The sequence below is a fragment of the Cytobacillus sp. SAFR-174 genome, assembly GCF_051964675.1.
In the GTDB taxonomy this organism is placed as follows: Bacteria; Bacillota; Bacilli; order Bacillales; family Cytobacillaceae; genus Cytobacillus.
This window is the reverse complement of the sequence record NZ_JBQCMZ010000010.1, coordinates 124,666-138,152: the sequence shown is the minus strand read 5'-3', so window position 1 is coordinate 138,152 and position 13,487 is coordinate 124,666. Positions and strand designations below refer to the sequence as shown.

14 protein-coding genes are annotated in these 13,487 nt (G+C 41.1%); 3 read left to right on the top strand and 11 right to left on the bottom strand.

What is annotated here, in order from left to right; translation table 11 throughout:
- Window positions 1–110: 110 nt before the first annotated feature.
- Window positions 111–911 carry a MurR/RpiR family transcriptional regulator gene (locus ACTHRG_RS12420; RefSeq protein WP_076258405.1) on the bottom strand — a complete coding sequence of 267 codons (801 nt, stop codon included), beginning with the start codon at window positions 909–911 and terminating at the stop codon, window positions 111–113.
- Window positions 912–1,043: 132 nt separating this feature from the next.
- Window positions 1,044–1,661 carry a DUF3298 and DUF4163 domain-containing protein gene (locus ACTHRG_RS12415; protein WP_175609099.1) on the bottom strand — a complete coding sequence of 206 codons (618 nt, stop codon included), beginning with the start codon at window positions 1,659–1,661 and terminating at the stop codon, window positions 1,044–1,046.
- Between the two features lie 159 nt (window positions 1,662–1,820).
- Between ACTHRG_RS12415 and ACTHRG_RS12410 the strand changes: the two genes are divergently transcribed.
- Complete coding sequence (locus ACTHRG_RS12410; protein WP_076258403.1) at window positions 1,821–2,549, top strand: UTRA domain-containing protein; 729 nt, start codon at window positions 1,821–1,823, stop codon at window positions 2,547–2,549.
- 39 nt (window positions 2,550–2,588) lie between these two features.
- Here the strand turns inward: ACTHRG_RS12410 and ACTHRG_RS12405 are convergent, their stop codons facing one another.
- The 5 genes from ACTHRG_RS12405 to ACTHRG_RS12385 form a co-directional block, all read right to left on the bottom strand.
- Complete coding sequence (locus ACTHRG_RS12405) at window positions 2,589–3,410, bottom strand: PfkB family carbohydrate kinase (RefSeq protein WP_076258401.1); 822 nt, start codon at window positions 3,408–3,410, stop codon at window positions 2,589–2,591.
- Between the two features lie 13 nt (window positions 3,411–3,423).
- Window positions 3,424–4,308, bottom strand: coding sequence for a carbohydrate ABC transporter permease (locus tag ACTHRG_RS12400; protein WP_139325616.1), 885 nt, complete (start codon window positions 4,306–4,308; stop codon window positions 3,424–3,426).
- A 1-nt stretch (window position 4,309) separates the two neighbouring features.
- A complete protein-coding gene (locus tag ACTHRG_RS12395) occupies window positions 4,310–5,188 on the bottom strand; it encodes a carbohydrate ABC transporter permease (protein ID WP_076258397.1) in 879 nt (292 codons plus the stop codon).
- Window positions 5,189–5,261: 73 nt separating this feature from the next.
- A complete protein-coding gene (locus ACTHRG_RS12390) occupies window positions 5,262–6,548 on the bottom strand; it encodes an ABC transporter substrate-binding protein (RefSeq protein WP_076258395.1) in 1,287 nt (428 codons plus the stop codon).
- A 70-nt stretch (window positions 6,549–6,618) separates the two neighbouring features.
- Entirely contained in the window at window positions 6,619–7,608 is a 990-nt protein-coding gene (locus ACTHRG_RS12385; protein WP_076258393.1) for an SIS domain-containing protein, read from the bottom strand.
- Between the two features lie 311 nt (window positions 7,609–7,919).
- Here ACTHRG_RS12385 and ACTHRG_RS12380 point away from each other — a divergent pair, with 311 nt between their 5' ends.
- Window positions 7,920–9,653 carry an ABC transporter ATP-binding protein gene (locus tag ACTHRG_RS12380; protein ID WP_440231271.1) on the top strand — a complete coding sequence of 578 codons (1,734 nt, stop codon included), beginning with the start codon at window positions 7,920–7,922 and terminating at the stop codon, window positions 9,651–9,653.
- Window positions 9,654–9,823: 170 nt separating this feature from the next.
- On the top strand, window positions 9,824–10,048 hold the full coding sequence (locus ACTHRG_RS12375; RefSeq protein WP_076258387.1) for a hypothetical protein: 225 nt from the start codon (window positions 9,824–9,826) through the stop codon (window positions 10,046–10,048).
- Between the two features lie 120 nt (window positions 10,049–10,168).
- Here the strand turns inward: ACTHRG_RS12375 and ACTHRG_RS12370 are convergent, their stop codons facing one another.
- From ACTHRG_RS12370 to ACTHRG_RS12355, 4 genes are read right to left on the bottom strand one after another with little or no spacing between them, the layout of a single operon-like run.
- A complete protein-coding gene (locus ACTHRG_RS12370) occupies window positions 10,169–10,996 on the bottom strand; it encodes a sugar phosphate isomerase/epimerase family protein (protein WP_440231270.1) in 828 nt (275 codons plus the stop codon).
- 13 nt (window positions 10,997–11,009) lie between these two features.
- On the bottom strand, window positions 11,010–11,978 hold the full coding sequence (locus tag ACTHRG_RS12365; protein ID WP_440231269.1) for a DUF6005 family protein: 969 nt from the start codon (window positions 11,976–11,978) through the stop codon (window positions 11,010–11,012).
- Entirely contained in the window at window positions 11,975–12,250 is a 276-nt protein-coding gene (asbD, locus tag ACTHRG_RS12360; protein WP_440231268.1) for a petrobactin biosynthesis protein AsbD, read from the bottom strand. Before asbD ends, ACTHRG_RS12365 begins: the two co-directional genes overlap by 4 nt.
- Complete coding sequence (locus ACTHRG_RS12355; protein ID WP_440231267.1) at window positions 12,247–13,482, bottom strand: AMP-binding protein; 1,236 nt, start codon at window positions 13,480–13,482, stop codon at window positions 12,247–12,249. Before ACTHRG_RS12355 ends, asbD begins: the two co-directional genes overlap by 4 nt.
- Window positions 13,483–13,487: the final 5 nt, after the last annotated feature.

The window sequence follows — 13,487 nt, the reverse complement described above, 5'->3', positions numbered from 1 at the left end:
AAGTAAACGCTATCATTTCATATCCACAGTATAGCTTGGAATCTAAACTGCAGGAATGGGAATGGCGGATTCTGTACAATGTCACTAAATAAAGTAACATGTTACATGGCCTAATATTCTTTGATAATCCCTTTTTTAATAGCTAAAATCAGAATAATATCAATGAGCATAAACATATTCGACTCAAATGAGGTAATCTCAAATTCACGCTGGGATTCGATGGTCGGATCAAGAATAGTAAACACAATATCAGCCAATTTCGCCGTTGTGCTTGTATCATTTCCTGTGAACAAAACGGTCTTTAAGCCCTTTTCCTTAGCAATCTGTACTTTTTCAATCACCTTGCTTGTCTCCCCGGATCGCGAAAAGACAATCATCAGCCGATACTTCTGGATATTATTAAAGAAAATCGCCCGGCTGTCACTAGTCGATGTATTTGAAACGTAATATCCGAAAAGCTCCAATTTCTTAGCAAGATAATTAGAGAACAGCGTAGAGAAGCCTGCTCCGTAAAAATAAATCATCTTATGCTTTTTAATTTCATTTAAAAACTCCTGGATGCTCTCCTCATCTATGTAATCAAATGTAGTTCTGATATTTTTTATAAATTCACCAATACCTGCTTCCATTGGAAGATGGATCTCTTCTACTGATCCAGCATCTGAACTGTGAACCTTCTTAACTTTAAGGCCAAGATTATATACAAACTCACTGTATCCGCTAAACCCAAGCTTTTTACACAAACGAATGATGGACGTAGTTGAAACAAACAGCTCATCCGCTGCTTTCCGAATACTTAATTGCTGGTCATCTATTCTGCTTTCGATCAAAAAAGAGAGTATCTCTTTCTCTGACTGATTCAGGTCTTTATCAATTGTATAATCTAAATAGATCTTCTCTGCATTATCCATTGGTTCACCTCTTTCTTATTATGGACGGGTGGTTTTATTTAAGCCATTTCTATTATAAATGAGACAGCTGAAAATTTTACTGTTTTACAGCAAAAAAGGGATGCCGCATTAACGCAACTCCCCTCTCGATCTTTAATTCACCGCCATTCTCCCCAGTGGCCCATTTTCATCAATAATATCCTGCAGATCATAAACGGATATCGGAAACATTGGGAATCCATAGGCGTATGGCGTGATTTCATATAGCTGGAAATAGACAACAAGCGCTTTGTCTGCAATGTAAAAATCCTGGTCTGGCTTGATTGCAGTAAAATCAACCAGGAGCGGAATGTCTCTTTCTTTAATTTGCACAGCAATCAAGTCAGAAATCCGTTTTACATAGTTGCTTCCCGGCTTGAATAAATCGTTAAGTGCCGCCTGCTTCCCCTTCTGAAGATCAAACGTCAGCGATTTTATTACTGTCATTCCATGAGCAGCATGATAATGATACACATAGTTGTTCAAAGACAAACTCAGCACATCCCGCTGATTATTTTTAATTTCATAATATCCATACAAATCCACAACGGTTGTATCCATATTGCCTGTCTGTTCGTTAATGAGCTGCTGGTTTTGCCTGAGAATGGTATTGTTTATAAATTCCTGCAGCTGCTTATTGTGCATGCCTGATACACGGGGGTAATAAACGACTTTGGTGGGCCCGGTGCTGATTGTCATCGTTTTAATGCCTACTGGAAAGTTGATTGCCACGGCCATCCATCCTTTTTGTTTTTTAACACATCCTATTCAACTCTGAAAAGTTGGCAACATCCATCTGAATATTTACATTTCTTTACTCAATTAAGCTATGCTCTTCCTGTGATTTTGTTATATAATATTATATAACGATATATTTCTGGAGGAGCCTTTATGAAATTAAACAATTCAAGTTCAAGGCCTTTGTATGAACAGTTAATGCATAATATAAGGGATGCTATTGAAAAGGAAGTGTATCTTCCAGGTAAAAAAATTCCCAATGAAGGTGAACTTTGTGACATTTATGGAGTCAGCCGAATCACCGTTAGGAGGGCCATTCAGGATTTGGTGGAAGAAGGCCTATTAGAGAGAAAGCAAGGAAAAGGCACATTTGTATGCAGAAGAAAGTTAGCGCGGGAATTAGTCACCATAGATGGATTCTCTAATTTCAGCAAGCAGCTGGGGAGAAAATCCTCTAAAAAAGTATTAGGCTGCGAAGAAATTAGAGCAACAAAAGAGATCGCGAAAGCTCTTCAGCTGGAAGTTGATTCTCCAGTATTAAAGCTTTCACGAATCATGTATTTTGATAATGAGCCCTTTTCCATTGATGTTGCACATTATTCTCTTGAACGATTTCCAAACTTGATTAAGAGGATCTTTGATTTTGATTCCACTTATGAAGTATTGAAGAATATTTATCATGTGGATATGCAGGCAAGTTCATCAAAAAAAATCCTTACGGCTGCACCGGCAACTGAAAAAGAAGCAGAACATCTTGACTGCGACATGGGAGATATACTTTTTAATATCGATAAAACGGTCTATGATGATAGTGGTGTACCTATTCATATTTCCATGACGAAAGTTCCCACCACACATATCGCCTTTACTATCTCAACATAAAAGAAGAACCAGCTCCTAAATGAAGCTGGTTCCTTATTTTTATCCAACCAATGCCTTACCAAATCCAAACGCACCATGGACTTCACATGTTCTTGCCGCTCTATAGGCAGCAGCCTGCAATGATTCTTCAATTGGATTTCCATTTAACAGATGTGTTAAAAACCCTGCTATAAATGAGTCCCCTGCTCCAAGTGTATCAATCACATTCGCCTCTTCAATTCCTTGATGGTATATGTTTGTCCCGTCTGACATGACAACTCCATTAGAGCCTCTTGTTATAACCGCGTTTGGGCACCCAAGTTTATGGATTTGGTTTATTAACTCTTCTATTTCTTCCTCTCTATAATCACTTCCTGAAACAAAGGCATAATCAATATAGGGACACACCCTTCGTAAAAGCTCATCGGTATAATGATTGGAAAAATCGTAGGAAATCGAAATAGATTCAGACAGTTTCTTCAGCTGATCATCCAAACTGCTGTAGATACTCGTATGCAGAACATCATATGTTCTAACATAATCATAATCATCTTCATCCAGTTTCAGCCTTAATTTTGATTGAATGCCACCTTTATTGGACTTGACAAAAATTCTGTCCCCTTCCTCATTCAGGTCCACATATGCTTTGCCGCTCTCTCCAAACGCTTTCCGGATTTTGCTGATTTCTACTTTACTTAGTTTCAGTGATTCGATAATATGTTCACCTTCAGCATCGCTTCCCACAATCCCAATAAATGCTGCTTCCTCAGCCCCATACTGTTTTGACAAAACCGCAACATTTAAAGCGTTCCCTCCAGGAAACATTTCGTTCCGATCCTTATATACATCTACAACATTATCCCCTATTGCAATTAATCTCATAATTCTGCTCCTCCTAACCTTTTACACTGCCTGATGCAAGCCCGCGAATAAAGTATTTTTGCATAAATAAAAATAAGATGATGATCGGTGCTGCAGAAATCATTAACCCCGCCAATAAAACTCCCCAGTTTGTTTGGAGAGCATCCCTGAATTGCATTAACCCTGCAGGAATGGTTTTTAATGCATCAGAATCAACGAAGATTAAAGCAAACATAAATTCATTCCAAGTAAAATAAGCTGTCAACACAACACCCGTTAATAATATTGGCAAATTAAGCGGAATAAAGATTTTCGTAAAGATCGCCCAAGTATTGCAGCCATCTAAAAAAGCTGACTCCTCTAACTCTTTTGGTACATCGAGAAAAGCTGCCCGAATCAGAAGGATGGTGATTGGAATACGATAAGCCACATACGGGAGGATCAGTGCCAGATAAGTATCATGAATACCCAATGCCTGAATGAGCTTATACAAGGGCACTAGGCTTACCTGCGGGGAAAGCATCATGCCTGCCATACAGATAATAAGCAATGCATTTTTGCCTTTAAATTCAAATCGGGTTAAGCCATACGCCCCTAGTGCACTAAGGAAAACCGTCAAAAAACAAGTAGTTATGGTAACAATCGTACTGTTCAAAAAGTATCCGGAAATACCTGTCTCCCATGCATGAGCATAATTTGAAACAAGCCAGCTTTGCGGTAAAGCCCAACTATTTGCGAAGATCTCTTCTGTGGTTTTGAAAGAATTAATAACCATCCAAAATAGCGGATAAGCTATGATAACAAAATAGAAGATTAATATGGAGAATAAAGGAATTCCTTGTATTGCTGATTTATACCTTACAGGCTTTTTAATAACTGGTTTAAATTCTTGATGCGCAATTGCTTTGTTCGTCTCCATCCTAACCATCCTTCCCTGTTTTAAATAACTTCATCTGCACCAGCGAAACCAATAAAGTCAGGATAAGAATGACTGTCGCAATTGCTGACGCATACCCCATTTGATCCTTGAAAAACGCTGAATTATAGAGGAGCGTTCCTAAAACCTCACTTGCATTTCCAGGCCCTCCCCCTGTTAAGATGTATGGTTCATTAAAGACGGTAAACGCTCCTGTCAAAGTGATCAAGGATGCCACAAATAGCATTTCTTTTACTTGAGGAACTGTTACGTAGATAAATTTACGAATTTTCCCTGCACCATCAATATCAGCAGCTTCATATAATTCCTTCGGGATGGCCTGAATTGCAATAATAAATAGCATCATAATGTAACCAATGCTCTGCCATTGAGATACAGCGATAATGGCGAAGATAGCTGTCTCTGACTGACCCAGCCATGCTCTTGTCCATTCTTCAAGCCCTAAAAGAGCAAGCAGACTGTTTAATAAACCGATATCAGGATTGTATATAAAACTGAATAATAGAGCGATGACCGTTATGGAAATGACAACAGGGAGAAAAAATACAGTTCGGAAAAAACTGCTTACCAACCTGGTAATAGGATCTTCCAGAATGGCTGCTAATACCAATCCTCCAAACACTTGAAAGATTATGGATATAACGGCATACCAGATATTATTTTTCAGTGCTATATAAAAAACCTCATCTTTAAAAAGAGTAAGGAAATTTTCAAAACCAACAAACACTTTATCAGGAGAAAATGCTGAAAACTCATAAAAACTAAATCGAAAGTTTTCTAGAATGGGATAATAAACAAATACGCCCATTAGCAGTAAACAAGGGGCAATATATAAAAATGGAACGAATTTTCGGCTAAGCATATTGGCCACCTCTTTCTTTTAAAAGGGGAGGCCAATATCAGCCTCCTATACCTTTGTATATGGTTTATTTACCTTATTTTTTTACCTTTTTTGCTGCATCTTGTACATCAGCCATCACTTCTTCTGGGGTTTTCTTTCCGTCCAGCATTTGCTGTGTGCCATTCAGGTATGCATCAACAATCGAAATATCAACAGCAGTATCAAACCATAGATACGTTTTATCAGCATTGATAATTAAATCAATTGCTTCTTCTTGTAACGGGGAGGCATTTTCGGATGTTGTTGTCCCTTTAACCGCACTATATTCACTAACTTCTTTCAGCTGTTCAGTACCTTTTTCCTTTGAAGTTAAGAACTTAACAAACTCCATTGCTTCTTCAGGGTGCTTAGTTTTAGAAGAAATCATAATTCCCTCTGGTGCAGCAGTGATTGAATTAGGGTTTCCTTCTCCTCCTTCAATGCTTGGTGTATTAAAGACGCCTAAATCCTCACCTAAAGAAGGTTCAATTAGCCCAATTTCAGCTAATTGGAAATAACCTATTGCTGCTTTGCCGCCATTGAAAAGTTCACGAGCGTATTGATGGTCAACTGAATTTACACCTTTATTGAAGTAAGGTTCAAGTTCCATAAACTTCTCCAATGCCTTCACATATCCAGGGTGCGAAAAAGCACCTTCAGGGTTGTTCGAATTATAATCCTTAGCAATTACATCTTCAGGAACAATCAGTTCATTTAGAGATCCAATATAATGAGAAATCGTCCAAGGTGCCTTGCTTCCAAACGTAATCGGAGTAATGCCGGCTTCTTTTATCTTTTCTGAAACCTCGATGAGTTCACTCCAAGTTGCAGGGGGTTCTAAATTTAAATCCTTGAAAATCTTTTTATTAAAGAAGAAGGCTTTTCCGTCCGTTGACCAAGGAATTCCATATGTTTTTTCATCCAATGTAAATGGCTTGAATTGGGACTCTATAATTTCTCCTGACCACTCTTTATCACTGTTGATATACTCTGTTAATTCAAGTGCCTGGCCGGCACGTACAAAGTTATAAGCGAATTCTCCGCTCCAGGAGAAATAGACATCAGGCGGATTCTTGGATCCTAGTACAACGCGGATTTTCTCTTTGTATGAGTCATTCAAGACCGCTTCTGTTTTAATCTTTATATTTGGATGCAGCTCTTCAAATTCTTTAACAGCTTTTTCAAAATATTGCTTCTTAGGTTCAGTAGGCCAACGATGAAAAAAACGGAGTTCAACAGTATCGCTATCACTTGAAGAAGATGTGCCGGCAGATGAATTACAGCCAGTTATTAAAGAAAGGAATAAAATTGAGAGAATCCCTGCGAGTGCTAACCTTTTCATCTTTATTTGCCCCCCTATAAATTAAATAAAGCAGTGGAAAAGTGGAGCCGCACTTTTCCACTCTATTAACTTAGTATTCTACCTTCCACATATATCTGCGCTTTGACAATGGGTGGTTACGCTGCTCTGCTAAATTGTCCGCATACTTTCTTAACACAAAATTTAGAACAAGAGGAGCAATATAACCTTTAACTCCTTCATCGATGCCTGAAAAGTCAAAATCTTTTGCATCCAGAACAACTATTTTCTTCCCATATTTCTTAGAGAAATCCAGTGCTCTCTCTTCTAAGTATCTTGTTTCATCCAGTCCCAGTAGAATGATAAAAGGTGTTTCCTCATCGATGATTTCAAATGGACCGTGGAAATATTCACCTGCATGGATGGCATGTGAGTGAATCCATTGCATTTCCATTAGGATACAAATCGCAAATGAATATGCAACTCCATAGTTTGCGCCGCTAGCCATGGTATAAATAATCTTCTCATCTTTGTACTGTTTTCCAAATTCTACAGCAGAGTCATGCGATTGTGAAGCCGCTTTTTCATACACAGATTGTAAGTTTTCAAGGCTCTTCTCAATCGCTTGAAACTTTCCATTTCCCTCCACCTCTTTTAGAACTCCAAATACGAGCTGATAGATAACCGAGTAGTTTGTCGTAAATGCATTCGCTTCTTGTCCCCACTCATATTTGAGAACAACATCTGAAGCCTGCGCCAAAGGAGAACCAGGCTCATTCGTTAAAGAAACAGCCAAAGCGCCTTTGCTTCTGGCAAACTTTGCAGCTTCTACTGTTTCAGGAGTTGTACCAGAATGGGAGCAAAGGATCACTAAAGAATTTTGACCAAGTTTCGAATGATTGCGATGAATGAATTCGTTGGAGCTATATAAATGAGCATCGATCTTACTTGCTTCCCGATCGATTGCATATTTGCTTGGATACATAAGCGCGGAAGAACCTCCGCAGGCAACAAAGAACACATTTTCAATATTTTTCTTCTTTACTTCTTCAAGTGCATGTTTAATTTGATTTTTTACATCTACCACTAATTCTGTTGTCATAAATAAACTGCCTCCTTGGTTTTTTTATATAAATAAACCTCTACCCTCCTCAAAACAATACACAACTTTATAATACGTTATATATTGTTATATTTGTTTATATAATATCCCCTACTGTTTTCGTAGTCAACATACTTTTCTGAAAATTTTAAATACAATTATCGACATTCCAGTTTAACTTCCTGTCGAAAATAAGTAGATGATGACGTTTCATAGAATTAAACTAACTGTATCGTATTGGTTATAGGTATGGGACATAATGTATAATTCTATTGGTTAGTAAATTTTTATGTGAAGACAGGAGTAAGAACATGGATAACCGCCAAACCAGCCTAAAACCATTCATTTCACTCATTCTATCAACAAAAATTCCAAAGACTGCGCTCATCATTGGTTTAACAGCGAGCATTTTAACCACCCTGACCGGGCTGGCGGTTCCGCTGCTGACCAAAAATCTGGTGGACGGTTTTTCGGTTGAATCTTTAAGCGTTCCGCTCATCATCGGAATTGGGGCAGCCTTTATCTTCCAGGCGATTATCAGCGGGATTTCCATTTACCTGCTTAGCTATGCGGGCCAAAAAGTGGTGGCTCGGCTTCGGGATCGGATGTGGATGAAGCTCATAAGGCTGCCGGTCCGTTACTTTGATCAGCAATCCAGCGGCCAGACAGTCAGCCGCGTAGTGAATGATACCAGCATTGTCAGGGAGCTGATTACCAACCACTTTCCGCAATTTATTACCGGTATTATCAGTATTATAGGTGCAATCATTATCCTGCTTGTGATGGACTGGAAAATGACTCTTCTGATGCTCACTTCTGTTCCTATTACACTGGCCATTATGATTCCTCTTGGCCGAAAGATGGCAAAAATATCACGGGGCCTTCAAGATGAAACGGCCATCTTTACCGGAAACATTACCCAGACACTCGGTGAAATCCGCTTAATGAAGTCTTCTGCAGCAGAGCAAAATGAAGAAGAAAAAGGATTGGATGGCATCGACAAGCTGCTTGGCTACGGTTTGCGGGAAGCCCGCATTTTTGCCATGATCGGCCCTACGATGTACCTGATCATGATGGTGGTCATCGTCATGATCATCGCCTATGGAGGCATGCGTGTGGCCAGCGGATCGATGTCAACGGGTTCTCTTGTTGCCTTTTTGCTGTATTTGTTCCAGATTATTATGCCGATCACTTCATTTGCGATGTTTTTTACACAACTGCAAAAAGCGAAAGGCGCAACAGAACGGATCATAGAAATCTTAGAAGAGCCATTGGAGGATGGACAGGACGGCATCGAGATGGATATCAGCAGCAAGCCGATTATAATCCAAAATGTTTCCTTCTCCTATAGCGAAGAAGAGAGTGTTCTGGAAAATATCTCACTGGAAGCCCAGCCAGGCCAGATGATTGCATTGGCAGGTCCAAGCGGAAGCGGAAAAACCACCCTGTTTGGATTGCTTGAACGATTTTACGAGCCAGCTGCGGGTGAAATTAAAATTGGCCATACACCCATTCTGCAGATATCACTTAAATCCTGGCGCAGTCAAATCGGTTATGTTTCACAGGAAAGCGCTATGATGGCAGGCACGATCCGTGAGAATTTATGCTACGGACTGGAAAATTCCGAAAGCATTCCGGATGAGAAGTTATGGGAAGTTGCAAAAATGGCATATGCCGATCAATTCATTGCCGATTTTCCGAAAGGGCTTGATACAGAAGTTGGTGAGCGGGGGGTGAAGCTTTCCGGAGGACAAAGGCAGAGGATTGCCATTGCACGCGCATTCCTGCGCGATCCTAAAATATTGATGATGGACGAAGCTACCGCAAGCCTCGACAGCCAATCGGAAGGCATCGTCCAGCAGGCGCTTATCCGCCTAATGGAAGGCCGGACAACTTTCGTCATCGCCCACCGCCTTTCAACAATTGTCGATGCGGATCAAATTGTCTTTATTGAAAAAGGCCGGGTGACGGGAATTGGCACACATTATGAATTAACACAAACTCATGGGCTATACAGGGAATTTGCCGAGCAGCAGCTTGCATAAGAAGTGGCCAGTCTATCGCAGACTGGCCTTTTTGCTGCAGAGCATAATTCCAGCTTTCATTAAAACGAAATATTGTGATAAAATGTGACAAATTATCCATACAAACGGAAAGTTAAATTCCTTATAATGGTATTAAGGTTACACCTACCCAAAAAGGAGGTTGTCGACTAATGCCATTAGATCATACGAAAAACATGCTTGAAACGTTAAAATACTACAGCGATTGCCAGATCACTCAAACGTTTACAAGAGATCAGTCACAGGTTCTAGTGGTCCGTTATATAAAAGAGACCCATTCTTTTGAGGTTACTTATACGGGAACTTCAATAAAAAGAACGTATCCTTCTATTGATTCCGCTGCGGTTGCCATTGAACAGGCGATCGGAAATCATTAATTCCTCACATGTTTCCCATATCAGAAAACGCAGCCAGTACTCTCTATCCCGTACCAGTACTGCGTCCATTCCCTTTCAATCAAACGTTTGATTGATTTTTTTCTGCTTACAATTGTCCATTTACCTTGCTTCTTCAACCTGAAGAAGCTTTTTAATCTCCCTGCTGTCTTTTGCCAATATGCTTTTCACATTGGGCCCGAACCATTCCAGTGAAGCGTCCATTTCCATCATTTCAGCAGCCTCTCTTAAAAACAGGCGATAGTCCACCGCTCCTTCAAAAAGTGAAACCATACCTTCCCTGCTGCCTGCTGCTGCATACACATTATTAGGGGCAAAGACGCCAAGCTTGCTGCGTGACTCAATATTTTTGAAATGAAAATGCGAAACATAGGGCTGGAGCTGTTTAAGAGCAAATAGAGGATCCACCCCTGATTCCCATATGTGCAGGACATCAAAATTAACCCTGAGCGCCGGATGGTCCGTTTCCTCAAGAAGCTGAAGTGCAGAAGATGGATTATCTGTCAAAGTATTCGGATGAGTCTCGACCAAGAGCTGCATTCCCTCTGCTTCAGCCATTTTACAAAGCATCTTCATGCGCGAAACAAGCTCAATCCGCTCTAATCTGCTGATATCCGCACTGCCCTTGTTCCCGGCAAATGTCCGTATTTTGTCCGTTCCCCAGCGATGCGCTAGTGAACATAGGGCGTTCATTTCGGCCATTAAGGCCGGAAGGGATTCATCCAGGGGCAAATAGTCGCTCAGCATACTTGTCTCCAGATCATATGAGCTCAGCCACTCACTTCCATAATGGATATCTTCCGCCAGATTTTTGGCATGGACACCCCATAGTTCAATTCCCTGGAACCCATTATTCTGGGCCCAGTGTGCAATTAGGTCAATCGATTGGAGATGATGCCGGAATGAGATGGTGCACAGTGAAAGTTTCATAGAATGGCCTCCTTCATGTTTTGAGATTGCTGCAGTTTAGAGACCAAGCCTCAAAGCTCTCCTGCAGTCCACTTTTTATTTTAAATTCCAGGATATTCTGTTCTTCCAGCTTTGCAGTAATTTCATCCAATAACAGCCTATTGCCAGTCATAGCGAGCTTCATAGCCCTGTATTGGATGGCTGTATAGCCTTTCACAAGTTTTTCGATTTCATCACACCAGGCTTCAAAGCCTTCTTCATCATAGCCAAGCGATTCCCAGAAAAACGCAAAAGCATGTTCATAGGCATACTTCCGTATAGCGAGAACAGGCAATTCTCTTAAAGCCAGTGTCAGCCCTGACAGCGGAAACTTTTCTTCTCCAGCAGCATGAAGCTCGATAATCTTTGCAACAGCATCTGTCATTGGATTGCAGTCATGCTTGATGCATGTGTTAAAATACGCTTCAACCGTTCCGGCAGTTGGCATAATAATGTCAGATGCATCAAAAAAGTAACCGCCTTCAGCTGATGGATCTTCAACGGCAGCCAGGATCCGCTCTTTTGAAAGCACTCCTTCCCAGCGGAAGTCCGGATCATACATAAACCATTCCTCTTCGTTTTCCGTCTTTTCCAGCATCACATAATGGGGAAAAGGGCTCTGATGAAATTTATTTTCGCGCTCAGGAAGCTTTGACAAATCGAGCATCACCATGACATATTCATGGGGCTTCTTGTTTTCCAGCAAACTCAGCATTTCCTTCATATTTTCCTGCTTGCTTTGCTTTTCGTCGTACCACTTATGCAGCTTGATGCCATAAAGCATTTCATACCACTGGTGAAAAAAATTATGGTCGATCCGATTGGAATGATACGTTAACACTCCATTTTCCAGCACATCAAAATCGGCATCCCATACTCCGAAATAATAAGGACGATGGTCAGCGCCTTCTGTCTTTTTGACCGCTTCGCACACACAGCTTACAAAACAATGCACTTTAATCATAAAGAGCCCTCCGCTGCAGCCGGCTCCTGGTTTCGCTCCAGAAAATCAGCCAGGCTTCCTGCCGTCCGGAAATCTTTTGCCACAAGCATTTCATCTGGAATATCAAACCCCATGTCTACTTCCAAATGAAGAATCAGCTGCAGAATCATAATGGAATCCATATACAAATCTTCATTTAAGCGTGCATCTTCATGGAAAGCCTTCATAGAAGGAAGCTCTAATTGATCTTGTAAAATGTCATGGATTACCTGTAAGATTTCTTGTCTTGTCATGCCAGCACTCCTTCCCCCAGCCTTTTCCGGCTGACCTTTCCATTCGGCAGCTTTTCAATTTCCTCCACTTTCTTAAATTCCAGCGGAACCTGGTAGGGGGCCAGATAATCCCTGCACCACTCTCTCAGTTCCTCTTCCTCAATGGGTTCGGAGCAGACATACTGCGCACAAACTCTCTCCCCTGAAAGCGGATGAACTTTTTTATATACAACTGCCTCTATAACTCTTGATTCTTCCATCAAAACATCTTCCACTTCCTGCGGATAAACGTTCAAACCTGCCACATTAATGGTGTCATCCATTCTGGCCAGAAATGACAGAACACCATTTTCTATATAGCCAAGATCTTTTGTATAAATTGTTTTTTCAGAATCATGAATGAGGATTTCACCAGGATTTTGGATGCTTCCGGCCTCTACTTTGACATGCGGAAGCGGATAGCCCATTTCATGCGTGTCGCTCACATCCGGATGAATGGCCACACATCCCGCTTCCGAACAGCCATATTGCTGAAGCACTCGATTTGAAACCTTCTTTAATGCTTCCAGCCAGCCGGCAGGCATGAGTGTGCCTGATGTTATGACAGCATCCAACCGCTGCCCATCCCTAATGAGGCGCGTTAAAGTATGCAGCAGTGCGGGAGCCCCGTAAAGAATATGCTTAGGGTGTTCCTTCAGCTTTTTCAGCACATACTTAGGATTCATATTTGTCAGAATGACCGGTTCTGCCCCGCGCCTTATGCACGCCAACACCCCGCAGATTAAACCATAGGAATGGGTCGTCGGGCAGGCAACGACTGAAGTTGTCTGATTATCTGCCGGCAAAACAGAGACATAGCTTTCAAGCTCGTTTTCAACGGATTCCCATGTACGTTCAATACACTTCGGATCCCCAGTCGTACCCGAACTCATTTGCACCAGAACGCCTTCCTTTTCATTTATTTGCTGTGACAAGTGGATCGGCCGGTGGATATTTTCATAAAGCAGGAAATGGCTTCCCGCCTTATTTGCCATCCTGATGGCCCCTTCTTTCGAGACAGAGGGATGGAGGGGGACAATGGATCCTCCCTTACTGCGGACAAATAAACAGAGTGCCAGCCATTGAAAAGCATCCGGCATACAAACAGCCAATCTCCTATTCCGGCATTCTTTTAAATGAGGTATATTTTCAAATACCGTATATTGTCTTTCAAGATCGTCCAGCGTATAGTACTGATCATTTACAAAAAACATCTCAA

What these genes read in the sequence shown, in the direction of transcription:
- ACTHRG_RS12420 (WP_076258405.1), bottom strand. Translation starts at nt 911, where the DNA reads ATGGATAATGCAGAGAAGATCTATTTAGATTATACAATTGATAAAGAC.
- ACTHRG_RS12410 (WP_076258403.1), top strand. Translation starts at nt 1,821, where the DNA reads ATGAAATTAAACAATTCAAGTTCAAGGCCTTTGTATGAACAGTTAATG.
- ACTHRG_RS12405 (WP_076258401.1), bottom strand. Translation starts at nt 3,410, where the DNA reads ATGAGATTAATTGCAATAGGGGATAATGTTGTAGATGTATATAAGGAT.
- ACTHRG_RS12400 (WP_139325616.1), bottom strand. Translation starts at nt 4,308, where the DNA reads ATGGAGACGAACAAAGCAATTGCGCATCAAGAATTTAAACCAGTTATT.
- ACTHRG_RS12395 (WP_076258397.1), bottom strand. Translation starts at nt 5,188, where the DNA reads ATGCTTAGCCGAAAATTCGTTCCATTTTTATATATTGCCCCTTGTTTA.
- ACTHRG_RS12390 (WP_076258395.1), bottom strand. Translation starts at nt 6,548, where the DNA reads ATGAAAAGGTTAGCACTCGCAGGGATTCTCTCAATTTTATTCCTTTCT.
- ACTHRG_RS12385 (WP_076258393.1), bottom strand. Translation starts at nt 7,608, where the DNA reads ATGACAACAGAATTAGTGGTAGATGTAAAAAATCAAATTAAACATGCA.
- ACTHRG_RS12380 (WP_440231271.1), top strand. Translation starts at nt 7,920, where the DNA reads ATGGATAACCGCCAAACCAGCCTAAAACCATTCATTTCACTCATTCTA.
- ACTHRG_RS12375 (WP_076258387.1), top strand. Translation starts at nt 9,824, where the DNA reads ATGCCATTAGATCATACGAAAAACATGCTTGAAACGTTAAAATACTAC.
- ACTHRG_RS12370 (WP_440231270.1), bottom strand. Translation starts at nt 10,996, where the DNA reads ATGAAACTTTCACTGTGCACCATCTCATTCCGGCATCATCTCCAATCG.
- ACTHRG_RS12365 (WP_440231269.1), bottom strand. Translation starts at nt 11,978, where the DNA reads ATGATTAAAGTGCATTGTTTTGTAAGCTGTGTGTGCGAAGCGGTCAAA.
- asbD (WP_440231268.1), bottom strand. Translation starts at nt 12,250, where the DNA reads ATGACAAGACAAGAAATCTTACAGGTAATCCATGACATTTTACAAGAT.
- ACTHRG_RS12355 (WP_440231267.1), bottom strand. Translation starts at nt 13,482, where the DNA reads ATGTTTTTTGTAAATGATCAGTACTATACGCTGGACGATCTTGAAAGA.